This window comes from Marinicella pacifica, from assembly GCF_014636635.1.
Classification (GTDB): domain Bacteria; phylum Pseudomonadota; class Gammaproteobacteria; order Xanthomonadales; family Marinicellaceae; genus Marinicella; species Marinicella pacifica.
Map to the genome: position 1 here is coordinate 88,687 of NZ_BMEO01000003.1, position 22,168 is coordinate 110,854.

The following is a 22,168-nucleotide window of genomic DNA, read 5'->3' on the forward strand; positions in this document are numbered from 1 at the left end:
AAACACGAAAATTATGACAGACAATACGCACAATGATTTGACCCTTGAAGAATTAAGTGCCCGCAGAGAGAAGCTGGGTCTTTCGGTGGCCGATATGGCCAACCGCATTAAGGTCAGTCGCGAAATTATTCATTTCATAGAACAAGGCGAATTTAATCGCATTGGATCAGCCACCTTTATTCGCGGTCATGTGGGTAACTATGCCAGAGAGCTGAAGCTTGATCCGCAAATTATCATCGCTATGGTGCCGGAACAACACTTAAAACCCTACGAACCCAAGTTGTCAACCCATCGGGCCACCAACCCGCTTTCCCGGGTTAAAACGCAGTCCAGTGGTTTTGGTCGCTATGTGCTGGGTACCTTTTTGGTGGCGGCTTTGGGCGTCAGTGTTTATTTTGTCTATGACAAATGGGACAACAACCAGGCCGATGCCGTGAATCAAACCGCACTCAATGATGATTCGATGAATACCGGGACTGAATCAAAACAAAAGAAAGTCATCTATTCTTCTTTATTACCGCAGGCGGAGTTAATACAAGATAATAATTCCGATGTGAATCAATCGGTCATTCCGGACAATCAGGATGAGGGCACGAATTTGGATTTTGAGGACCCGTCTGAGCCGCAACCTCAGGACAATACGGATGAACCGGTTTCTGTTAGTGATGAAAGCGCTGTTCTTGAATCATCAACCGATGAAACGCTGAATCAGCACCTTTACAATATTCGTTTTGATCTTACCGAACAAGCATGGGTTTCGATTAAAACAGAAAGTGGTGAAACAGTTGTCAGTGATTTGATTGGTCCGGGTGAGCGCAGTTACGGTGCGGATGAACCCGTGAACTTTCGCATTGGCAATGCCAACCAACTGCGCCTTACTATTAACGGCCAGGCCGTTGATTTAACAGCCAGCACCCGTAAAAATGTGGCTAACTTCAGTTGGCCCTTGCCTGACAGCTAATGTTTCGTTTATATATGAAAAAATGACCAATCAGCCGATGACGTCAGGTTGAGGGTCATATAAAATGGCAACCATTCTTTCAATATAAGGTAGACACTTGAGCAAAAATGTGAAACGTCTTCGTGGCATGTATGATGTCACGCCTGATCTTGTTTGGGTCTGGCAAAAATTAGAAGCCGCTGTCACCGGCCTGTTACACCAATATGGTTATCAGGAAATTCGTTTTCCGCTTCTTGAAAAAACCGCCTTGTTTCATTCTGCCATCGGAGAAGTCACCGATGTGGTGGAAAAAGAAATGTTTACCTTTTCAGATCGCAAAGGCGTGTCCATCAGTTTACGTCCCGAAGGTACCGCATCCACTGTGCGTGCGGTTTTGGAAAATGGTCTGGTTTATAACGAACCACAAAAATTGTGGTATTCAGGCCCGATGTTCCGTTATGAGAAGCCGCAAAAAGGTCGCAACCGTCAATTTTCACAGATTGGTGTTGAGGTTTTTGGTTACCCAGGTCCCGAGGCCGATGCTGAATTGTTGTTGATGACCCACCGCCTTTGGCAGCAACTTGGTATAGACAATGTACGTCTGGAGCTGAACACCTTAGGAAGTGCTGATTGCCGCGCGGCCTATCGTTCGGTGCTGATTAAATATTTTGAACAACATTTGGATGTGTTGGATGAAGAGGCCAAAAACCGCTTGCACAGTAATCCGTTGCGTTTACTGGACGCCAAAAACCCTGCGATGCAAACCGTGATCAAAGCAGCGCCCAGCATCACCGACTATTTAAGTGACGCGTCTAAAGAGCACTTTGCGCGATTGTGTGCCATTCTGGATGCCTGTGATGTTCCTTATGACATCAATCAGCAGTTGGTGCGGGGGCTCGATTATTACAGTCACAATGTTTTTGAATGGATCACCGATGAACTGGGCGCGCAAGGCACCTTGTGTGCCGGTGGACGGTATGATGCACTGGTGGAAATGCAGGGCGGTAAACCCACAGCGGCCACCGGTTTTGCTATGGGCGTGGATCGACTGGTGGAATTGATTGTTGAAAAAAATATCTGGCAGCCGCCGGCACAGACCGATGTTTATGTGGTTTGGGACAAACAGGTCGGGGTGGATCAGGTCATGGCCATCAGTGAACAACTGCGCAGTGATATACCCGGTGTGTCCGTGATGATGCATTTAACGGCGGCTTCATTTAAATCGCAGTTTAAAAAAGCCGATAAGGCCGGCGCGCGTTTTACACTGATATTAGGTCCGGATGAAATGGCTCAACAACAGATTTCCGTGAAAACCATGCAAGACCGGAATGTTCCGCAACAACAACTGTCTTATTCAGATATGGTATCATTTCTCAAGCAACAATTAAGCGAGTAAATTATGGATCAGGAACTTAAACAACGTTTAATCGGTGCCTCAGTTATCATCGCTCTGGCCATTATTTTTATCCCTATGTTGTTTGATAATGAGGTCAAAAAATCAGATGATAAAAACATCGACATTGTCATTCCTGAATCGGGCAGTCATCCTCTGACTGTCAAAAAGTTTTCTTTAGAAGACGGTCCCGAGCAAACGGATTTAAATTCAGTCACAATCCCCAAATCGGATTTTAGTTTGGCCGATGATCGGGTGGTGGAACAAGAAACCGTGCAAGGCAACGGCTTGATTGAAAAATCCACTGTAACCGACGGGTTAAGCAACCGGGATATGTCTCAACAAATCCGTGAAACCGATCCGGTTAATCATGAAGCGGCGCCGGATAACACGGCAAAAAATAGCGCTGAAGACAATAAACCTGTGGCACAGACAGAAAAAAATCAGACCCAAAATTCTGATAATGCCGACAAAAACCCCTCAGAAATGAAAGTTACTGACGCTCAAAAAAATATCTACCGCGTTAAGCTGGGCAGTTTTTCTAAAGCCGAAAATGCCCAAAAGGTTAAAAATCAATTGGCACAACAGAACATCGGTTCTTTGGTGGAACCGGCAACTGACAGGGCCTTGTATCGGGTCTGGTCTGATGTGCTTTATCGGGATAAAGCCAAAGCAGAAAGTTATGTGGCGGCAGTTAAAAAATTAAAACTCAACATTGGCACGCCAAAAATAATTTCCGTTACGGAAGATGAAATAAAAGCTGTTGCCGACAGCGGTCAATTGGGCTGGGTGGTGCAGCTGGGTAGTTTTGCAGCCAAGAACAATGCCCTTGATTTACGTCAAAAATTAAGACTGGCGGGCTTTACCGCGTTTGTTGATGAGACCAGCAACAGCCAGGGCGAAGCCCGTTACCGTTTACGCGTCGGCCCTGTCAACAGCCGCGATCAGGCAGAGGAGCTGAAACAACAAATATCTGATAAGCTACCATTAAAAGGCCTGGTTAAGACCCATGAACTGGCTCGTCTCGTGGATTAAAATGTGCCATGTTAAGTTGAATAAAGTTGAAGGTCGTCATGAACTGGTTTGATTTCACTATATTGGCGATTTTATTGTTGTCTGTGGTGGTGAGTTTATTTCGCGGCCTCATTCGTGAGGTGATGTCACTGGTTATTTGGGTGGCGGCCTTATGGCTGGCCTGGCATTATGTGGATGTCGGGGCCGAATGGTTGCAAGCCTATATTGAACTGCCTTCAGCACGCCATTTAATTGCCTTTGTGGCGTTATTTTTAGCTGCTTTAATTGTCGGTGGGCTGATTAATTTTTTACTGGGAAAAATAATAGCCGGCACCGGTCTCACCGGTACCGATCGGTTTTTGGGCATGTTTTTTGGCTTGTTGCGCGGAGCGGTTGCGGTAACCTTTATGGTGTTATTTTTACAGGCCACACCCTTATCCAAAGATCCCTGGTGGCAACAATCCACTTTGCAACCGCACTTTTCTAAAATGGCCGACTGGGTCAAACAACGCATGCCAGAAGATATCGGGGATTATTTTTCTTTTATGCAGGATGAGACTTTGAAGCAATCTTTACAACCGGGTTTACCCTCAGCATCATCAAATGAGCAGACAGATGCACCGGAAAATCCAACAACCCAACCTGACAAACAGTAACCGGAGTTTATCGAAGTATGTGTGGAATTGTGGGGATTATGGCCAATCATGAAGTGGCCTCAACCATTTATGAGTGTTTAACCATTTTGCAGCACCGTGGTCAGGATGCCGCCGGTATAGCCACCTGTCACGGACGTAAATTGGAACTGGTTAAAAATAACGGTCTGGTCAGTGATGTGTTTAAAACCGCCAACACCCAAAAACTCAAAGGCAATGCCGGTATCGGCCATGTGCGTTACCCGACGGCAGGTTCAAGTGATTATGAGGAAGCCCAGCCTTTTTACGTGAATTCACCCTTTGGCATTGCTTTTGCGCACAATGGTAACTTGCACAACACCGAACAATTAACCCGTGAATTGTTCGCTGAAGACCGACGTCACATAAACACCCGTTCAGACTCGGAAGTATTGCTGAACATTTTTGCCCATGAGCTGGCCAATGCCTCGGGTTTGCAGATCACCCCTGAAGCCATTTTTCATGCGGTTAAAAGGGTTCATCAGCGCTGTCAGGGTGCTTATGCCGGGGTGTTGATTATTCCGGGTTATGGGATTGTGGCTTTTCGAGACCCCAATGGTATTCGCCCTCTGGTTTATGGGGTTCGCCATTCAGCCGAAGGCGATGAATATATGGTGGCTTCGGAAAGTGTGGCGCTGGATTTGCACCATTTTGAACTGGTTTCGGATGTGGCACCGGGTGAGGCCATTATCATCACCAATGAGCGTCAGGTGCACCGGCAAGTGTGCAGCGACAAAACCCAACTGTCACCCTGTGTTTTTGAATTTGTTTATTTTGCCCGACCGGATTCGATGATTGATGATGTGTCGGTGTATAAAGCCCGTTTGCGGATGGGTGAAAAACTGGCCGAAAGGATTAAACAACGGTGGGCAAACGAAGACATTGAGGTGGTGATACCCATTCCTGAATCATCTCGCACCGCAGCCATCCCGCTGGCTCATGCGTTAAATTTAAAATTTCGCGAAGGCTTTATAAAAAACCGCTACATCGGCCGCACTTTTATCATGCCCGGCCAGGAACAGCGTATTCAGTCGGTGCGGCGCAAATTAAACGCGGTTGAACTGGAATTTCGCGGCAAAAACGTGTTATTGATTGATGATTCCATAGTGCGGGGCACCACGTCACAACAGATCATTCAAATGGCGCGCGATGCCGGTGCCAAAAAAGTCTTTTTCGCTTCTGCTGCACCTCCGGTGCGTTACCCGAATATCTATGGCATTGACATGCCGGTGGCTGATGAGTTGGTGGCCCATGAGCGTACCGAAGCGGAAATTTGCCGGGTTTTGGGTGCCGACGGTTTAATTTATCAGACATTGGAAGATTTGGAAGCCGCATGTTGGGAAGGTAACCCAAACATTGATCGCTTCGATTCATCCTGCTTTTCTAACGATTATGTCACCGATGTCGATGCGGATTATTTTGCTCGCATTGGTTTGCATCGCAGTGATCTGGCCAAGCAGAACAATGGCACCGCATAAAGATATCGATTATGACATCACCATCGTCGGCGGCGGACTGGTGGGTCTGGCCGCCGCATTATCGTTGGCCGGTGAAAACTGTTTGGTGCATTTGTTGGAAGCCGGTGAGCCGGAAAAAATTATGGCCAACCGGCACCCGAGTTTTGATGATCGTACCTTGGTGATTAATCCGGCTTCGCGGTTGTTCTGGCAACAATTGGATCTATGGAAAGACTTACTACCACATTGTACCGCCGTGAACCGCGTGCATGTCAGTCAAAAAGGTCGGTTTGGTTCCGTTCGTTTTGACCGTGAGCGCTTGCAGGTTGATTATCTGGCGCATGTGATTGAAGCCAAGGTATTAGGTCGGTGCCTGTGGCTACAGGTCATGCGCCACCCGCACATCACCTTATCTGCACCGGCTGAGCTGACAGAATTCTCAAGCGGCGATCAAGATGTATTGATTCAGTACAAGAGCCCGTCAAAACCAAACAGTCACCGTTCAAAGTTATTACTGGCCGCTGATGGCGCCCGTTCAGCAGTTCGGCAAAAGCTGGGTTTAAAAACCATCACCAAAAATTATCACCGCACCGCCATCGTAGCCAATGTGATGACCGAACTTCCTCACCGGCATTGCGCCTATGAACGCTTAACCAACACAGGTCCGATGGCGTTGTTGCCTTTCCATGACCGGCTGGGTCTTATATGGTCATTGCCCGAAGCACAGGCGCAACAACTGTTAAAGCTTGGTGATTCTGAATTTACACAGGGTTTACAAGAAGCCATCGGATACCGTTTAGGTCGCATATCACGTATTGGAAAACGCAGTGCATATCCGCTGTATCGTATTTGTGTGCCGCAGCAATTTAAACAGCGGGTGTTGCTTTTGGGCAATGCTGCACACACAGTTTCACCGGTGTCAGCACAGGGTCTGAATTTAGGGGTGCGTGGTATTCAACGTTTAACGGCGGTTATTAAAAAAGCCCTGAAAACACAGCAAGACATCGGCAATGATGGGGTGTTGTCTGAATATCAGCGCCAATCCCAACCGGATCAACAAGCGATATTACAATACACGGACGATTTAATGACCTGGTTTAAAATTGATCAGCCATTGGTTAATGGGTTGCGCGCTCTTGGGCTGTTGGCGGTGGACAGTTCAGTGGGTCTTCAGCGTCAATTCTATCGGTTGGCCGGTGGTCTTGCAGAGATGACATCGTGAATACATATGATGTTATCATCAGCGGCGGTGGTATGGTGGGTGCAATTTGTGCCAATGCCCTGGCAGCGGCTGATTTATCAGTGGCGCTGGTGGAAGTCGCTCCCCGGTTGAATTGTCAGCCACAAGACAAACGTACATTGCGGGTGGTTGCAGTGGCCGAAAAGCACCTCAAATACCTCAATGATTTGGGGTTGCTTCAAGAGGTTGGTTTAAACCGCATCGGACCTTATCACGCGATGCAGGTTTGGGATAACAACAGCAGCGGTGAACTGCAGTTCAACAGCCCGAAAAACACGCACCTCGGTGCCATCATTGAAAATAAATGGCTGGCGTATGCCGCTCAGAAAAAACTTCAAGATTGTCCCTCAGTGAAGACATTTTATGAGCACAGCATTGATTCTTTTGCGCAATCACCACGTCAGGTTTCAGTGACCCTGGACAACCGTGAGAAATTACAGGGACGATTATTATTGGCTTGTGAGGGTGCCGGCTCACCCTTGCGTGAAATGGCCGGGATTGGGGTTCGTAACAGTTTCTATAAACAACATGCCATTGTGTGCTATCTGGGTGTCAATAACGCCCCTGAAAAAACCGCCTTACAGGCCTTTAATCACAGTGGTCCGGTGGCTTTATTGCCGATGGGTGGTGATATATTTTCATTGGTGTGGAGTTGTGATGAAGACCAATACCAGCGGTGGTTGGATGCCGATGAAGCCCATTTTATCAATGGCTTACAGGCTCACTTACGGCGAGATTTTGGCGACATTAAAATCATCAGCGAACGTGTCAGCTTTCCGCTGCGACAGATGTATGCCGATCAGACTGTGCTGAATCGACTGGTCCTGATGGGTGACAGTGCTCATGTGGTACACCCTTTGGCCGGGCAGGGTGTGAATTTGGGTTTAAGCGATGTGGCTGAACTGGTGCGGCAAATTCAGAACATTAATCTGCGCGACGAGCAAGCGGTTACACGTTCCTTAAAACGCTATCAGCGTCGCCGCCACAGTGATGTGCTGATAACCTCTGAATTGATGAGTTTTCTTCAGCGTTTTTATGCCCTTGAACAACCGGGGGCCACCTGGTTGCGCAGCAAAGGCATAAACTTAGTGAACAGATTTAAACCGTTAAAACACTGGTTGGTGCATCAAGCAGGGAGTTAGTTGTTTTAATTAAGTCTGTGTCTTAACCTGTCCGCTGCTGTCAGCAATCAGGGTAATATCGGCACCACGTCGGGCAAATAAACCATGGCTGATGACACCGGGAATGGCATTGATTTCCTGTTCCAAAGTGACCGGGTCGGTGATTTTCAGGTGATGGACATCCAGAATTTCACCGCCGTTATCGGTGACAAATCCCTGTCTGAATACCGGTTGACCGCCAAGTTTAACCAGCTTTCTGGCCACCAGGCTACGGGCCATGGGTATCACTTCAACCGCCAAGGGGAAGCCGCCCAATAAATCAACCCGCTTGGTTTCATCAATCATACATATAAACTTTTCAGCGGCTTCGGCCACCACTTTTTCACGGGTTAAGGCGCCGCCCCCACCTTTGATTAAGCGGTTGTGCTGATCGCATTCATCGGCGCCGTCAAAGTAGAGCAGGATATCACCGGTCTGGTTAAGTTCTTTAACATGGAAACCAAGGGCTTTGAGTTTGGCTGTGGTTGCATCTGAACTGGAAACCACCGCATCCACCCGACTTTTGACCGAACTCAGTAAATCAATAAAATAATTCACGGTTGAGCCGGTGCCCATGCCGATCACCATGTCATATTCATTCAAATAGTCCAGGGCAGCCCGTGCCACGGCTTTTTTCATGTCATCTTGGTTCATATTAAAATCCAGTCCTGCTCAGTAATAATGCCATGAAGTTTAACATCCCAGGGGTCATCGGGCAATGCTTCGTGGCGTTGTGTGGCGTGTGCAACACCCCACAAACAGGTCTCTGTATTGTCTGCAAAATAACGGTCATAAAACCCGCCACCCATGCCCAAACGGCGGCCCTTATCATCGAAACCCACCAAAGGCAAAAAGCAGAGGTCCATGGCCGCCTGCGGAAGTCGGTCGTTATATGCCGGCTGGCGTAAACCATAGTCAGTGGTTTGTAATTCCAGCTGTTTATGGTGTTGGTGAAATTGCATGTTATGGCCCTGGATGCTGGGCAGATAACAGGTTTTGTCGGTGTTTAATAAATCCGTTAAATCCACCTCATGATGGATGGGCAGATATAAGCCAATGTGCTGTGCTTTTTGCCACAGCGTACTGAGCAGTATTTTGTGGACTATCGCCTGTGAATTTTTCTGAACCTGAGCAGCACTCATTGCGTTGCGTTGACGACGCAAATATTTTCTGAGGTGGGTTTTTGATGTGCTTGAGGACATGGCAAAGCGTAGAAAGATGTTGACCGTTGGTGCCGTTGACTATTGGCGTCCTTGGTACCAAAGGTACAAGGCGGAAACCTCACAACATCTAAGGCTTCTCACTGCAAGGGTGAGCCGGCACACGGATGATTGTTTCCGGTTTCCTGTGGTTTTTAATTAGGGCCAAGGCATATGCAAACAGCTCTCGAACACCACAGTCAACATCATTAAGGTTCATTCTAATCGTTCGCGAAAGCCTGTTCAAGTTTACCATTGAGTTTTTTTATGGCGCCCATCACTTCGGTGTCGTAATGGCGGTTGGTTGATTGCGCCTTAATAAGATCATGGGCAATGTTCATGGCCGACATCAGAGCGATTTTTTCATAGGACAGGGCGCTGTTGTTTTGTTTAATCTCACGCATGATGCCGTCCAGATGATCAGCGGCCATTAACAGTGACTGGCGTTCATCCGGCTCGCAACTGAACGGGTATTCCCGGTTGAGTAGTTTGACTGTTATGCGTTCTTTGCTCATACCGCTTGCTCCAGATTGCGCAACCGGGAAATCATAGATTCCAGCCGGGTTTTCGCCTGGTCATTTTTTTGCATGAGCCGGGCTTTTTCCTGGGTGAGTTCTTCCATGCGGGTTCGCAATGCATTATTTTCAGCGGCAAATTGTTCAATTTTTTCGAGACATTTTTCAATATTTTTTTCTAATTCTTTAATATCATTCATAATTTCATAAGCCGTCAATTAAGTCACAAATCCTTAACAAGCCTCTTGATGCACATGGGTTATGACCCCATAATGGTCAGCAGCCGATTGAGCCATTGGAATACCAATGGATTTAATATAAATTGTAAATGAGAAAAGGTCAATAAACTTCTTAGCTTATTGCCCCAAGTTTCTGAAAAATCTATAAAATATATGCAAATTCCTTACCAAGCCTTTGCTGAGCACCTTAAATCTCTGGAAGTTCTGGCATCTCCGGCTGAACTGCATGCTCAGGCCAGTGCCATGCTGTGCTTTAATGCCGAGACCCAATACCAACAGTGGTTACAATTAACCATGGCAGATTTTTGCTTGTCAGAAACAACACCACAGGCGGTGTCAGAGGTGTTTTCAGCCGTCTTCGAACTGGCCCAAAAAGAGCTCAAAGATAATGACTATGGCTATCATTTAATTTTACCCGATGATCATGATGATTTAAGCGTACGATTGAAAGCAGTCTCTGACTGGGTTCAGGCTTTTATATCAGGATTGGGCCAGGCCGGTTTTAGCCAGGTTGGATTAAGCGCTGAAAGTCGCGAGTTTATGGCTGATTTAAACGCCATTGGACAAATGGATAACCAGGTTGAGGGTTTGGAAAGTGATGAAATGGATTATCAACAGGTGGTGGAATATATTCGCTGTGGTGTGATGCTCTTATACACCGAATTAAACCACATCCAGCCCGGTGCCCAGCGCCTAAATTAATCACCTTAAGCGGTGAAAATTAAACCCCTTCAAGAAAGTCCAAACTTCTGCACAAATAACTTGCATCTTGGGACATAATTCAGTAACATTCCCGCACTTTGTGAATGGCCGAGCCTTGGATGGCACTTTCAAGTTTGGCCCCGGTTCAAATAACGTAGATAAATATGAAAACTTACAGCGCAAAAGCAGACGAAATTAACCGTGAATGGTTTTTGGTGGATGCCGAAGGAAAAACACTGGGTCGAATGGCCACTGAGATTGCCACCCGACTTCGCGGCAAGCACAAGCCTGAATACACCCCGCATGTGGACACCGGTGATTATATTGTGGTCATCAATGCCGAAAAAGTAGCGGTCACCGGCAATAAAATGAATGCCAAAGTGTACCAGCACCACACCGGTTATGTGGGTAATTTAAAAACCATCGGCCTTAAAGAAATGTTAGACAAACATCCCGAGCGGGTGATTGAGAAGGCCGTCAAAGGTATGTTGCCCAAAAATTCACTGGGCCGACAAATGTATCGTAAACTTAAAGTCTATGCCGGCAATGAGCATCCCCATGCCGCACAAGAGCCCAAAGCATTAGAGGTATAACCATGGCAACAGAACAATATTATGGAACAGGACGCAGAAAATCTTCATCAGCACGGGTTTTTTTAACGCCGGGATCCGGGAAGATTGTGATCAACGACAAAGACATTAAAGATTACTTTGGCCGGGAAACAGCCCGCATGCTGGCACGTCAACCTTTGGAGCGACTGGGTCTTGATGATCAGTTTGATGTGCGGTGTACAGTGACAGGCGGTGGTATCACCGGTCAGGCCGGTGCCATTCGTTTGGGTTTATCTCGGGCTTTACTGGAATCAGATGACTCATTAAAGAGTGCGTTAAAAGAACATAACTTTTTAACCCGCGATGCACGAAAAGTTGAACGTAAAAAAGTGGGTCTGCGCAAAGCACGGCGTTCGGTTCAATTCTCTAAACGTTAAACACTTTATCAGTGGATACATTAAAACCGGCTTTTTGGGCCGGTTTTTTTGTGCGCCGAGATAACCCAAAAAGATTTGATATTTCAAAAAAAATGTAACAAAAGCGTAAATCGGGCCAAATTTGCTTGCTTTAAGTCCAATAATGCGAAACAAGCGCTCAATTCTTGTGCGCAGTTCTGGTAAAATCATCACCGTTTCTTCCCCGAGTATATTGCCCTTGATACATGGTGCCGAAAAGAATAAAGGATTCAGTACGCTGGATACAGTGGCCTATGCACTGGTCTTTTTGTGTTTTAATGGTTTTTTGGGCTGGCTTTTTCTGCAGACATTACCTATAAAACAAGAATTTGATTTCTGGCTGGTGGGTCTTTATTGTATTCTGTCATTGGTTTCATACTATTATTTTGTACTCAATGATTTATTGGCTTCACAGTTAAAAGGCCGGTCTATGGCGCTGGGTTTTTTGTTTGCCCATGGGGCTTTTACTTTTATTGGCTATGCCCAAGTTTTTCAGATGCCTGAAAATATGGTGTGGTACATCAGTGGCGGTTTGTTGGTGTCTGCCTATGTATTTGGCGCTTATGGTGCCACCCGTTTCTCCCATTACAACAGTCAAACCCGCGAGATGATGCGCTTAAGCAGTGAAACTGATGAACTTACCGGTTTGTTTAATCGCCGTCACTATGCCCGCTATAGCCAACAACTGATCACTTCCTTGCAGAACAAATCCAAGCCTTTGTCGGTGATTATGTTTGATTTGGATGATTTTAAGCAAATCAATGATAACTTAGGTCATGCCGCCGGTGATGTGGTTTTAATCGAGATCGGCCGCATTATGCTTAATAACTTAAGGAAATCTGATTATGCTTACCGTTGGGGCGGCGAGGAGTTTTTGGTATTGTTGCCTCAAGCCGATTTAATCGCGGGGGAACAAGTGGCCAATAAAATAATTGCACAGGTGGCTGCGGCCACATTTCATTATCACAAGCACGACATTCGGTTGACCATCAGTGCCGGTTTGGCTGAATACAGCCATCAGGACGATTACTTACAGCAAACCATAAAACGCGCCGACAAAGCCTTATATCAGGCCAAACAGCAAGGCAAAAATCAAGCGGTGCTGGCCTCTGATGAATCGCCGGATATGGCATTGTCCAGCGAAATAAATAAGCCGACTCAAGCACAAACCGAATAAAGAAGTGTCCTTGGGCATTGGCCTTGGGTTCACGCTTTTGCTTTTAATTCACACATTTCGCTGTTTTACGGGGAAGCGACATTTTGAATTAAGCCTGCTGCTGAGTGAAATCTCTGCATAAGTTAAGAATTCAGTTTAAAAAACCAATGCAGAGATTTTTGATTTTTATGAATAAAAAAGTTCTTCTGCGGCAGCCTTTTCAGTCAATAATTGTGCGGGGTCGAATCGGTTGCCGTGCTGTTTTGCCAGCCGGTTGAGGGTTTCGCAGATCTCCTGAGCGCCCCGGGTGTCGATATATCTGAACGGACCGCCGGTAAACGGCGGAAAGCCCAGACCCAAAATGGCCGCTAAATCACCATCGGCTGCACTATCTAAAATGCCTTCCTGAAAACAATGTACACATTCATTCACAAAAATCAGACCAATACGGTCTTGAATAGTGGCTTTATCCATAGGTTTTCTGTCTTCGCCGCCAAAATATTCATAGATATCAGTGTTGACTGTTTTGCGGCCTTTTTTGGGGTAGCGGTAAAATCCTTTACCCGATTTGCGGCCATAGAGTTTGGCTTCAGCCAGTTTTTGCACCGTGTCATCCTGTTCGATACCCCGTTCGCTGAATAAATCGCCCAACGCGCCGCGGGCGATGTGCGCACCCACATCAATGCCGACTTCATCCATTAATGCCAGTGGCCCCACCGGAAACCCCCAGTCTTTCATGGCATTATCCACATCTTCGATTTTGGCGCCGTCATGGAGTACCTTAATGGCTTCATGGGTCATGGCTGATAATACCCGTGTGGTGTAAAAACCCGGACCGTCTTTCACCACGACAACGGTTTTGCCTTGTTTGACACCTACATTTATGGCCATCTGGCGGGCTTTTTTAGCTGTTTTATCGGTGACAATGACTTCTAAAAGTGGCATTTTAGGTACCGGTGAAAAATAGTGCATACCCACCACATTATTAGGGTTGCTTGAGTTTTTGGTGATATCGGCTAATGGCAGTGATGAGGTATTGGTGGCAAAAATTGTACTTTTTTTGCAGCGTTTTTCGGTATCAGCCAGTATTTTTTGTTTCAGGCCTAAATCTTCAAAAACGGCTTCAATAATTAAATCCGCTTCACAAATGGCGTCGTCATCCAGCGTGGTTTCGATGTTTGCCATCAAACGATCTCGATCCACTGCCGTCATGGCTTTTTTGCGCACCAGTTTGGTGAAATCATCCCAGATTGTTTTCAGGGCCGACGCGATGCCTTCGGCACTGATGTCCTTCAGTATCACATGGTAACCATTTTTAATGGAGACTTCCGTAATCCCTGCGCCCATAAAGCCGGCACCAATCATGGTGATGGCATCTGTGTTTTCGGTTTTGTTGTTATTTTTGAGTTTTTTATTGTCTTGAATGGCCAGAAACAAGCGGATGAGGTTTTGGCTTTCAGGGCTGCTGTGCAGTTCGCCAAAAGCGATGGCTTCGGCTTCTAAACCGGCTTGCAAGCCGTCTTCCAGACCAATTTCCACACAATCCAGTATTTTTAGAGGTGCCGGATAATTACCACGTGTTTTTTTCATCACCGTTTCACGGGCTTTTTTCAGCACATAATTACGCCCCACAGAGGTGTTAAGGGCTTTATCCAACAGTGATTGTTTTTTGGGGCGGCGTTTTATGGGGCTGTGCGCCTGTTGTAAAGCGGCCTGGTACAGACCTTCTTTGTGAATCAGTTCATCCACCAGGCCGTTTTTCTTGGCGCTGTAGGGATATATATTCTTGCCGGTCAACAGCGCATCCAGGCCATAGCGCAGGGACGTGAGTTTAATCAGCCGCTGTGTGCCGCCGCCACCCGGTAACAGGCCCAGTTTCATTTCCGGTAAACCAAATACGGTTTTATCGTCGGTGGTGGCAATGCGGTAATGACAGGCCATGGCCACTTCCAGGCCGCCGCCGAGACAAGCGCCATTGATGGCCGCAATCACCGGTTTTTTGAGTCTGCTCAGGCGTGTCAGAATCTGGTTGCCCTCGCGGGACAGTTTGGTGGCTTCTTCAGACGTTTCCATACGCTGAAAATCTTTAATATCAGCACCGGCGATAAAGCAGTTGGGTTTTTTGGAGATCAACACCGCAGCTTTAATCTCATCATTTTCTTCGATGGTGTCTAACAAAGTCCTGAAATCATCCAGCATAGCCACAGATAAGGTGTTGACCTCCGAACCCGGTTGATCCATCCAGATGGTGGCAATATTGTTATTAATGTCTAATTCAAAATTGGCCATGATGTTATCCTATTTTTTTCAGTAAAATTGAAGAACCCAATCCACCGGCAGCGCAGGCACTGATCAATGCGTATTGACCGTCTGATTGCAGTAAGCGGCGTTTGGCTGCGGTTAACAGGCGACTGCCGGTGGCACCAAACGGATGTCCCAGAGACAGTGAACCACCCTGGGTGTTAATTTTTTCCAAAGGTATTTCACCCACCGGTTGATCCAGTCCAAGTTGATTCTTACAAAATGTAGGGTCTTGTAAAGCCGCTAGATTGGCCAGTACCTGACCGGCAAATGCTTCATGTATTTCAAACACATCAATGTCATCCAGCGTTAGATCAGCTTCCTTAAGCAAACGGCTGATGGTATAGGCCGGTCCCAATAATAATTCACCTTTGGGTGTTTGACCTGAATAGACGTAGCCTTCAATCACCACGCTTGGGTTAAGTTTTCTTTTTCTGGCTTCTTCAAGGCTCATCAGCAAACTCACTGATGCGCCGTCTGTTATGGGTGAGGCATTACCGGCTGTGACCGTTCCATGCGGCTTAACAAACACCGGCTTTAAAGAGGCCAGTTTTTCCATGGAACTGTCAGCATAAAAAGTATTATCCTGTTTGATAACTTCAAAGTCAGGGTGAATGGTGATAAATTCTACTTCTTGCTCAAACTGGCCGTCTTCCCAGGCCTTGGCGGCTAACTGGTGTGAGCGCAAAGCATAGGCATCTTGCTGTTCACGGCTGATATTAAATTTCGCGGCCAATTGATCGGCATCCTGACCCATGGTTAAACCGGTGGAGAATTCAGCAATCGCCGGGGTCTCAGGAACCAAGGACTTAAATTTAAATTGTTTAAACACCTGCCAGTAATCCTTAAAGCCTTTGGCTTTCTGGGCTTGCATCAGGGTTTTCTTTAAATCATGACTGATTCTAACCGGGGCATCAGACATCGACTCCACACCGCCGGCCAGACCGATATTGATGGCACCGGACTGAATGTCCTGAGCGGTGTTTGTGATCGCTCGGTTGCCCGAAATACAGGCCATGGTGACCGTGTATGCAGGCGTTTTAACGTCAATGCCGGCACCAATCATGGCTTCTCTGGCCACGTTCGACGTGGCGGCATTTTGAATCACATTGCCCATGATAAGCTGATCACAGTCCGATTGTAAAAAATCATAACGGTGTTTAATCTGATTGAGTGTCATGCGCGCTAAATCATAGGCCTTGAGGTCCTGGGCTTTACCACCCGGTGCCTTCATAAACGGGGTGCGAACGCCATCGATGACAGCCACTTGCGAGTCTTTGAAAATCATTTTTATCCGTTGATAGGTAGAATACTTAACATTGTCACCATACGCCTGCGTATTGTCAAGTTTTAGCGTTTCTTATCTAACCCCACCGGCGGCATAAGACCGGGAAATTCCCAGGAATTGAAAAAATCATTAAATAAGACAGGAAATCCTTAACCTGAAGGCGGTTTTGGTGTAGAATGCGCGCACTTTGGGGCAGGTAAAAATTTATTAAGCGGCTTTTGCTCAATTGGCATCCAGGCAACGGGCTGTGCAAATTAAGCAAAGGCTACTTATTGATGGCTGTTCCCGAATTACTTTTTAACAAGACATACGAAGGCAATCATGACAACAGATTTAAGCAAATACAGAAACATTGGTATTTTCGCGCACGTTGATGCAGGTAAAACCACCACCACCGAGCGTATTTTAGGTTTAACCGGAAAAATTCATAAAATGGGTGACACCCATGACGGTGATGCCACCACTGATTTTATGGATCAGGAACGCGAACGTGGTATCACAATTCAATCAGCGGCCACCAGTTGCATGTGGAATGACCACCGTTTAAACATTATTGACACACCGGGTCACGTTGACTTCACCGTTGAAGTGTACCGTTCATTAAAAGTATTGGACGGCGGTGTGGGTGTATTCTGTGGATCCGGTGGTGTTGAGCCGCAATCGGAAACCAACTGGCGTTATGCGAATGATTCAAAAGTTGCCCGTATCATATTTGTGAATAAACTTGACCGCATTGGTGCTGATTTCCTGAATGTGGTTAAACAGGTTAAAGAAGTATTGGGTGCCACACCCCTGGTGATGACTTTGCCGATTGGCCGTGAAGACGCATTCAAAGGCGTGGTTGATGTGCTTGAGCGCAAAGCCTATGTCTGGGACGCCAGCGGTGATCCTTTGGCCTACACGGTCGAAGAGGTGCCGGCTGATATGGTTGATCAGGTGGAAGAGTTCCGTGAAGCGATGATTGAAACGGCTTTGGAACAGGACGATGAAGCCTTAGAAAAATACTTAGAAGGCGAAGAACCCTCCATTGAAACCATCAAAAAATGTATCCGTCAGGGTACCAATAAACTGGCTTTTTTCCCCACCTACTGTGGTTCAGCTTTTAAAAATAAAGGCGTGCAATTGGTGTTAAACGCGGTGGTTGATTACTTACCCGCTCCCACTGAAGTGCCACCACAACCTGAAGTGGATCTGGAAGGTAATGAAACCGGAAAATTCGCCATAGTTGACCCCAAAAAACCTTTGCGTGCCTTGGCGTTCAAAATCATGGATGACCGTTACGGTGCTTTAACCTTTATTCGAATCTATTCAGGTGTGCTGGAAAAAGGCACAACCGTACTGAATACCTTTACTGGTAAAACTGAACGTATTGGTCGTATTGTTGAAATGCATGCCGATGCCCGTGAAGAACTTGAATCAGCTCAAGCTGGTGATATTGTCGCTGTGTTGGGTATGAAAAATGTACAAACCGGTCATACCCTGTGTGACCCTGACAATCCGGCCACTTTAGAGCCGATGGTGTTCCCCGATCCGGTTATTTCGATGGCTGTGGCGCCAAAAGATAAAGCGGCTGCTGAAAAACTGGGTGTTATCTTAGGTAAAATGATTAAAGAAGACCCGTCTTTCCAGGTTGAAACCGATGAAGATTCCGGTGAAACCATCTTAAAAGGAATGGGTGAGCTTCACTTGGACATTAAAGTGGATATTTTGAAGCGTACCCATGGTGTTGAAGTGGAAGTGGGTCAGCCGCAAGTGGCTTACCGTGAAGCCATCACCGCGCCGGTGACTGACTCTTACACCCATAAGAAACAATCCGGTGGTTCAGGTCAGTTCGGTAAAATTGATTACACCATTGAGCCCGGTGAAACCGGTTCAGGTTACGTTTTTGAATCCACGGTAACCGGTGGTAATGTACCCAAAGAATACTGGCAGGCGATTGAAAAAGGCTTTCAGTCAATGATGCAAGAAGGGACTTTGGCCGGCTATCCGTTGCAGGATTTAAAATTCACCCTACAAGATGGTCAATACCATGCGGTTGACTCCTCAACCATGGCCTTTGAGGCTGCGGCCAAAGGCGCTTACCGACAATCGATTCCAAAAGCCAAACCACAACTGATGGAACCCATCATGAAAGTGGACGTGTTTACCCCTGAAGACCATGTGGGTGATGTGATTGGTGACTTAAACCGTCGTCGCGGTATGATTAAATCGCAGGATCCAACCGCCACCGGTGTGCGCATTAAAGCCGATGTGCCATTATCTGAGATGTTTGGTTACATTGGTTCGCTGCGTACCATGACCTCAGGTCGCGGACAATTCTCCATGGAGTTTTCGCACTACATGCCTTGTCCTTCAAACATCGCTGATGAAGTGATTGAAGCAGCCAGAGAGCGACGCAAAGCCAGCTAAATTAAGCGGAAAAGCGTATGATAAAAAGGGCGGCTATTAAGCGGCCCTTTTTTGTGCCTTGGGTTAAAATAACACCATGACTGACATTAACTTCAAACAAAAACTGAATATTAACCGACCCTATGGTGCGCAGCTTGATGAACCAGACTGGTCAGCCATTGAATATGCCTTAGAAAGCGATCGCGGGCGGATTATTAACGCACCGTCTTTACGGCGCTTACAACAAAAAACTCAGGTCTTTCCTTTGGAGCGAAATGCCGAAGTGCGTTCACGGCTAACCCATTCTCTTGAGGTTCAGCAAAATGGCCGCTATCTGGTACAGACAGTGTATAAAAAACTGGCTGAGAAAGCCGCAGATTATGGATTAGACGGTGGTCTGCAAGCGGTGACTTCTTTGGTGGAGATGGCCTGCCTGATGCATGACATCGGCAACCCGCCATTTGGTCATTTTGGTGAACAGGTTATTTCCCAGTGGTTTGCAGATTATTTATCTGATGACCACCATTGGCCGGTGAACAACGCATCCGCACAACTCATGAGCAGTATGCAGCGTGATTTAAGTCGATTTGAGGGCAATGCTCAGGCGATTCGTTTAACCGCGCGCTTAGAGCGCATGAACCTCAGCTATGCACAAACTGCGGCCATTTTAAAATACAGTCGCAGTAACGCTGAAACGCCTGACAAGCCATTAAGTTATCTGCATAAAAAAGCCGGCTACTATTTATCCGAGCACAGCTTTGTGACCGATATGTGGCAGGCTGTCTCTGTACAACCGGGGCACCGTTATCCATTGACCTATCTGATGGAAGCCGCCGATGACATTGCGTATTGTCTGGCTGATATTGAAGATGCGGTGGAAAAGGGTATTTTGCCGTTACATTATTTGATTGAATTAATACTGATTGCTTTTAAACAGCTGGGCGGTGATTTGGACAAGGCCTTTTTAGGCCCGCATAACGATCAGTTACACAGCTTACAGTCTGTGTTGGACAAGGCTTATCGAGACAGTCAACAAGTGGCTATTAACAGCAACCAATCGTTTTTTATCAAAATTCGGGTTCCCATTATCCATTATCTGGTCAATCACGCCGCCAATCAGTTTGTGACCAATATAAAAGCCATATATCATGGCCATTTCAACCAAGCCCTGTTAGAAGACGGCAGCCAGGCCCATCGCTTACTCAAAACCTTCAAGCAAGTGGGCTATGATCATGTCTATTGTCACAACGAAGTCCAAAAACTTGAACTGCAAGGCCAGCAAATTATCTCAGGCATTTTAAACCACAACGCATCCCTGCTGAATTTAGCATTCGATGATTTTCAACGCTTACTCAAGCCCGGTAAATTATCCGCACACCGCTTACTGATAAACCGCATGGACCCCAACCATTTAAAAGCCTACCAGCTGGCCATGCAAGACGTTGATGATAACCATGAGCTATGGGATTTCTACCATCGATGCCGCCTGCTCCAGGACCACATCAGCGCCATGACCGATCACAGCGCATATGATGAGTATCGGCTACTGAAGGTGAGTGATTGAGGAATCTTTTGTGATGATTTGTTCAACTTTAGACAATTTTGAACCACAGACTGGTGACCTGTGTGGAAATAGTTATAATGGTGAATATGACCGTGACTGATTATTTGTTATCTTAAGAAAAAATCAGCGGGTTTATAAATTAAAATCTTAAGAAGCAAATCGTCTATGAAATATCAATTAATCTGTGTTCTGCTCGTCACTTCTCTTTCCATTGCACCAGTTCAATCTAAAAATAATTCAAACCCCAGATCAAACAAAACTTTTTCCAAACAATCCTTGTCTGTTGAAAATAAATTAAATGCCTTTGATCACTTCGGTGTGGGTGGTGATTTAAGCCGTTTTGGTTACAGCGTTGATGTGGAACTTAACAAGATTAAAGGGTACTGAGGTTCCCCTTTAATTTCTGTTCTGGATTATTTTTATTAAAATGCGCTTTTATTTAAGAAACACATCTCGCGACCGGCGGGTGAAATATAAACAATCTGGTAACCGGATTGACGCAATAAATGAACGGTGTCAATTGTATCTTGTTTGTCAAAGTCTTTAAATCGATGGTGAAATTCAACCAGAATTAGTCTTGGCCTTAGTTGTGACTGAATGACGCTTTTTAAGAAATCATATTCAGCCCCCTCGACATCCATTTTTAGCACATCAATATTATCATGCCCCAGTCGTTTCATGGTTGATTGTAGAGAGAGGGCTTGAACCAGCACACCATCATTGCGTGATTCTTGATGTGGACTAAAACTATACATGACGGCTGATTTTTTGCCTTTTTTATTGACCAGTGGATAAAGATAAAATTCACCATCTTCAGCCGCCGCGGCAAAGGGGTGGAAATGAAATTCAGCGGGCAGAGATTGTTGCGCAATCCAGTCAACAGAATAAGGGGTTGGATCAAAGGCATGAACAGAAACTTTTTTTAAGTTAATCAATGCCAGTTCAAAATCAATATCGTCACAAACGCCAAAACTATATACAATGTCATTTTCATTCAGCGCATCAAGCGGTAACCCCCAGTCGCCAAATACCGTGATGTCACAGTTTTCATCAAGCCTAAATTTAGGCTCCCGTCCATAAGACTGTCTGAATTTCAATTTTGCGGATTGCGCAAAATCACTTTTTTCAAATTTTTTCCAAAATGTCAAAGCCATAGAAAACCCAGTGAATTAGTAAGGCTATTTTAACAGCTTCTACTATTGAGTGGTGGAGAGATATGTATTTTGAAGTGCTTGCAAAAAAAATCGGACACTAAAAAGCCGGTGTTAATACCGGCTTTTGACATTCCGTTAAACGAAAAACTTATTTTAAGTTATTGGCAACAAAGTCCCAATTAACAATGTTCCAGAAGTTTTTGAGGTAAGCGCCGCGATCATTGCGGGTATCAACGTAATAAGCGTGCTCCCAGACATCACAGGTTAATAACGGGTGATAACCGTCGGTCATGGGATTGCCGGCGTTCGATGTATTAATGAGTTCTAAATCTCCGGATTTATTTTGCACCAGCCAAACCCAGCCGGAGCCGAAAGTGGCAGCACCTAAATCATTAAATTTCTTGACGAACTCATCAAAGCTGCCAAATTTTGCATTAATTTTATCGGCCAGTTCGCCGCCGGGTTCACCGCCGCCATCGGGTGAGAAACCGTTGAAGTAAAAAGTGTGGTTCCAGATTTGGGCGGCGTTGTTAAATATACCCCCATCAGATTTCAAAATAATGTCTTCTAAAGACATGTTTTCAAACTCAGTGCCTTTAATCAAATCATTTAATTTATTGACGTATGCATTGTGGTGTTTGCCATGATGATAGTTAAGGGTTTCTTCAGAAATATGTGGTGCCAAAGCATCTTTGGCATAGGGTAAATCAGGTAATTCAAATGACATAATATTCCTCCATAATAAAAAATATAAATTGAGACCTCTGCATAAGTCTGGGTT

The 22,168-nt window shown here is 46.0% G+C and carries 22 protein-coding genes and 1 other RNA gene; 14 read left to right on the forward strand and 9 right to left on the reverse strand.

The genetic code is table 11. The annotated features are described in order from the left end of the window. The first annotated feature begins 13 nt into the window (after nt 1–13). From IEV16_RS04405 to IEV16_RS04435, 7 genes are all read left to right on the forward strand, one after another. Nucleotides 14–961, forward strand: a complete 948-nt coding sequence (locus tag IEV16_RS04405) for a RodZ domain-containing protein (protein WP_188364472.1) — start codon at nt 14–16, stop codon at nt 959–961. Nucleotides 962–1,070: 109 nt separating this feature from the next. After that, entirely contained in the window at nt 1,071–2,336 is a 1,266-nt protein-coding gene (gene hisS, locus IEV16_RS04410) for a histidine--tRNA ligase (protein WP_308611005.1), read from the forward strand. A gap of 3 nt (nt 2,337–2,339) precedes the next feature. After that, nucleotides 2,340–3,368 carry an SPOR domain-containing protein gene (locus IEV16_RS04415; protein WP_188364474.1) on the forward strand — a complete coding sequence of 343 codons (1,029 nt, stop codon included), beginning with the start codon at nt 2,340–2,342 and terminating at the stop codon, nt 3,366–3,368. Nucleotides 3,369–3,406: 38 nt separating this feature from the next. Beyond that, on the forward strand, nt 3,407–4,003 hold the full coding sequence (locus IEV16_RS04420) for a CvpA family protein (RefSeq protein ID WP_188364475.1): 597 nt from the start codon (nt 3,407–3,409) through the stop codon (nt 4,001–4,003). 17 nt (nt 4,004–4,020) lie between these two features. Continuing rightward, on the forward strand, nt 4,021–5,496 hold the full coding sequence (gene purF, locus IEV16_RS04425; protein ID WP_188364476.1) for an amidophosphoribosyltransferase: 1,476 nt from the start codon (nt 4,021–4,023) through the stop codon (nt 5,494–5,496). Continuing rightward, nucleotides 5,483–6,697 carry an FAD-dependent monooxygenase gene (locus tag IEV16_RS04430; RefSeq protein ID WP_188364477.1) on the forward strand — a complete coding sequence of 405 codons (1,215 nt, stop codon included), beginning with the start codon at nt 5,483–5,485 and terminating at the stop codon, nt 6,695–6,697. Before purF ends, IEV16_RS04430 begins: the two co-directional genes overlap by 14 nt. Further along, on the forward strand, nt 6,694–7,857 hold the full coding sequence (locus IEV16_RS04435) for an FAD-dependent monooxygenase (RefSeq protein WP_188364478.1): 1,164 nt from the start codon (nt 6,694–6,696) through the stop codon (nt 7,855–7,857). Before IEV16_RS04430 ends, IEV16_RS04435 begins: the two co-directional genes overlap by 4 nt. 9 nt (nt 7,858–7,866) lie before the next feature. Here the strand turns inward: IEV16_RS04435 and rpiA are convergent, their stop codons facing one another. The 5 genes from rpiA to IEV16_RS04460 all read right to left on the reverse strand — a co-directional run bounded on the left by rpiA (nt 7,867) and on the right by IEV16_RS04460 (nt 9,789). Continuing rightward, nucleotides 7,867–8,529, reverse strand: a complete 663-nt coding sequence (rpiA, locus tag IEV16_RS04440; protein ID WP_188364479.1) for a ribose-5-phosphate isomerase RpiA — start codon at nt 8,527–8,529, stop codon at nt 7,867–7,869. Next, the gene (locus IEV16_RS04445) at nt 8,526–9,077 is read right to left on the reverse strand and encodes a 5-formyltetrahydrofolate cyclo-ligase (RefSeq protein WP_188364480.1); all 552 of its coding nucleotides are present in this window, start codon (nt 9,075–9,077) and stop codon (nt 8,526–8,528) included. Before IEV16_RS04445 ends, rpiA begins: the two co-directional genes overlap by 4 nt. A 16-nt stretch (nt 9,078–9,093) precedes the next feature. Continuing rightward, nucleotides 9,094–9,280: non-coding RNA, 6S RNA (gene ssrS / locus IEV16_RS04450), on the reverse strand. Between the two features lie 15 nt (nt 9,281–9,295). After that, nucleotides 9,296–9,589 carry a cell division protein ZapA gene (locus tag IEV16_RS04455; protein ID WP_188364481.1) on the reverse strand — a complete coding sequence of 98 codons (294 nt, stop codon included), beginning with the start codon at nt 9,587–9,589 and terminating at the stop codon, nt 9,296–9,298. After that, nucleotides 9,586–9,789: a TIGR02449 family protein gene (locus tag IEV16_RS04460; RefSeq protein ID WP_188364482.1), complete on the reverse strand. Its 204-nt coding sequence runs from the start codon at nt 9,787–9,789 to the stop codon at nt 9,586–9,588. Before IEV16_RS04460 ends, IEV16_RS04455 begins: the two co-directional genes overlap by 4 nt. A gap of 192 nt (nt 9,790–9,981) precedes the next feature. Here IEV16_RS04460 and IEV16_RS04465 point away from each other — a divergent pair, with 192 nt between their 5' ends. The 4 genes from IEV16_RS04465 (at nt 9,982) to IEV16_RS04480 (ending at nt 12,713) form a co-directional block, all read left to right on the forward strand. Continuing rightward, nucleotides 9,982–10,530, forward strand: a complete 549-nt coding sequence (locus IEV16_RS04465; RefSeq protein WP_188364483.1) for a UPF0149 family protein — start codon at nt 9,982–9,984, stop codon at nt 10,528–10,530. 164 nt (nt 10,531–10,694) lie between these two features. Further along, nucleotides 10,695–11,123 carry a 50S ribosomal protein L13 gene (gene rplM, locus IEV16_RS04470; RefSeq protein ID WP_188364484.1) on the forward strand — a complete coding sequence of 143 codons (429 nt, stop codon included), beginning with the start codon at nt 10,695–10,697 and terminating at the stop codon, nt 11,121–11,123. A 2-nt stretch (nt 11,124–11,125) separates the two neighbouring features. Next, nucleotides 11,126–11,518, forward strand: coding sequence for a 30S ribosomal protein S9 (gene rpsI / locus IEV16_RS04475; protein ID WP_188364485.1), 393 nt, complete (start codon nt 11,126–11,128; stop codon nt 11,516–11,518). Nucleotides 11,519–11,660: 142 nt separating this feature from the next. Beyond that, a complete protein-coding gene (locus IEV16_RS04480) occupies nt 11,661–12,713 on the forward strand; it encodes a GGDEF domain-containing protein (protein WP_188364486.1) in 1,053 nt (350 codons plus the stop codon). A 165-nt stretch (nt 12,714–12,878) separates the two neighbouring features. Here IEV16_RS04480 and IEV16_RS04485 read toward each other — a convergent pair whose 3' ends face one another. Then, nucleotides 12,879–14,981 carry a 3-hydroxyacyl-CoA dehydrogenase NAD-binding domain-containing protein gene (locus tag IEV16_RS04485; protein ID WP_188364487.1) on the reverse strand — a complete coding sequence of 701 codons (2,103 nt, stop codon included), beginning with the start codon at nt 14,979–14,981 and terminating at the stop codon, nt 12,879–12,881. Between the two features lie 4 nt (nt 14,982–14,985). Next, complete coding sequence (locus IEV16_RS04490; RefSeq protein ID WP_188364488.1) at nt 14,986–16,281, reverse strand: acetyl-CoA C-acyltransferase; 1,296 nt, start codon at nt 16,279–16,281, stop codon at nt 14,986–14,988. Nucleotides 16,282–16,602: 321 nt separating this feature from the next. Here IEV16_RS04490 and fusA point away from each other — a divergent pair, with 321 nt between their 5' ends. The 3 genes from fusA to IEV16_RS04505 all read left to right on the forward strand — a co-directional run bounded on the left by fusA (nt 16,603) and on the right by IEV16_RS04505 (nt 20,620). Continuing rightward, complete coding sequence (fusA, locus tag IEV16_RS04495; RefSeq protein ID WP_188364489.1) at nt 16,603–18,690, forward strand: elongation factor G; 2,088 nt, start codon at nt 16,603–16,605, stop codon at nt 18,688–18,690. 76 nt (nt 18,691–18,766) lie between these two features. Next, entirely contained in the window at nt 18,767–20,233 is a 1,467-nt protein-coding gene (gene dgt, locus IEV16_RS04500) for a dGTPase (RefSeq protein ID WP_188364490.1), read from the forward strand. A gap of 165 nt (nt 20,234–20,398) precedes the next feature. After that, nucleotides 20,399–20,620 carry a hypothetical protein gene (locus IEV16_RS04505; RefSeq protein ID WP_188364491.1) on the forward strand — a complete coding sequence of 74 codons (222 nt, stop codon included), beginning with the start codon at nt 20,399–20,401 and terminating at the stop codon, nt 20,618–20,620. A gap of 35 nt (nt 20,621–20,655) precedes the next feature. Here IEV16_RS04505 and IEV16_RS04510 read toward each other — a convergent pair whose 3' ends face one another. Both IEV16_RS04510 and IEV16_RS04515 read right to left on the reverse strand, forming a co-directional pair. After that, nucleotides 20,656–21,387: an FkbM family methyltransferase gene (locus tag IEV16_RS04510; RefSeq protein WP_188364492.1), complete on the reverse strand. Its 732-nt coding sequence runs from the start codon at nt 21,385–21,387 to the stop codon at nt 20,656–20,658. Nucleotides 21,388–21,535: 148 nt separating this feature from the next. Continuing rightward, nucleotides 21,536–22,114: a superoxide dismutase gene (locus IEV16_RS04515; protein WP_188364493.1), complete on the reverse strand. Its 579-nt coding sequence runs from the start codon at nt 22,112–22,114 to the stop codon at nt 21,536–21,538. Between the last annotated feature and the right edge of the window lie 54 nt (nt 22,115–22,168).

Excerpts from the sequence above, each read along its gene's own strand:
- IEV16_RS04415 (WP_188364474.1), top strand. The coding sequence starts at position 2,340 with ATGGATCAGGAACTTAAACAACGTTTAATCGGTGCCTCAGTTATCATC.
- IEV16_RS04485 (WP_188364487.1), bottom strand. The coding sequence starts at position 14,981 with ATGGCCAATTTTGAATTAGACATTAATAACAATATTGCCACCATCTGG.
- rpsI (WP_188364485.1), top strand. The coding sequence starts at position 11,126 with ATGGCAACAGAACAATATTATGGAACAGGACGCAGAAAATCTTCATCA.
- purF (WP_188364476.1), top strand. The coding sequence starts at position 4,021 with ATGTGTGGAATTGTGGGGATTATGGCCAATCATGAAGTGGCCTCAACC.
- fusA (WP_188364489.1), top strand. The coding sequence starts at position 16,603 with ATGACAACAGATTTAAGCAAATACAGAAACATTGGTATTTTCGCGCAC.
- IEV16_RS04460 (WP_188364482.1), bottom strand. The coding sequence starts at position 9,789 with ATGAATGATATTAAAGAATTAGAAAAAAATATTGAAAAATGTCTCGAA.
- IEV16_RS04455 (WP_188364481.1), bottom strand. The coding sequence starts at position 9,589 with ATGAGCAAAGAACGCATAACAGTCAAACTACTCAACCGGGAATACCCG.
- IEV16_RS04465 (WP_188364483.1), top strand. The coding sequence starts at position 9,982 with ATGCAAATTCCTTACCAAGCCTTTGCTGAGCACCTTAAATCTCTGGAA.
- dgt (WP_188364490.1), top strand. The coding sequence starts at position 18,767 with ATGACTGACATTAACTTCAAACAAAAACTGAATATTAACCGACCCTAT.
- IEV16_RS04420 (WP_188364475.1), top strand. The coding sequence starts at position 3,407 with ATGAACTGGTTTGATTTCACTATATTGGCGATTTTATTGTTGTCTGTG.
- IEV16_RS04430 (WP_188364477.1), top strand. The coding sequence starts at position 5,483 with ATGGCACCGCATAAAGATATCGATTATGACATCACCATCGTCGGCGGC.
- rplM (WP_188364484.1), top strand. The coding sequence starts at position 10,695 with ATGAAAACTTACAGCGCAAAAGCAGACGAAATTAACCGTGAATGGTTT.
- IEV16_RS04505 (WP_188364491.1), top strand. The coding sequence starts at position 20,399 with ATGAAATATCAATTAATCTGTGTTCTGCTCGTCACTTCTCTTTCCATT.
- rpiA (WP_188364479.1), bottom strand. The coding sequence starts at position 8,529 with ATGAACCAAGATGACATGAAAAAAGCCGTGGCACGGGCTGCCCTGGAC.
- IEV16_RS04515 (WP_188364493.1), bottom strand. The coding sequence starts at position 22,114 with ATGTCATTTGAATTACCTGATTTACCCTATGCCAAAGATGCTTTGGCA.
- IEV16_RS04405 (WP_188364472.1), top strand. The coding sequence starts at position 14 with ATGACAGACAATACGCACAATGATTTGACCCTTGAAGAATTAAGTGCC.
- IEV16_RS04510 (WP_188364492.1), bottom strand. The coding sequence starts at position 21,387 with ATGGCTTTGACATTTTGGAAAAAATTTGAAAAAAGTGATTTTGCGCAA.
- IEV16_RS04490 (WP_188364488.1), bottom strand. The coding sequence starts at position 16,281 with ATGATTTTCAAAGACTCGCAAGTGGCTGTCATCGATGGCGTTCGCACC.
- IEV16_RS04480 (WP_188364486.1), top strand. The coding sequence starts at position 11,661 with ATGCGAAACAAGCGCTCAATTCTTGTGCGCAGTTCTGGTAAAATCATC.
- IEV16_RS04445 (WP_188364480.1), bottom strand. The coding sequence starts at position 9,077 with ATGTCCTCAAGCACATCAAAAACCCACCTCAGAAAATATTTGCGTCGT.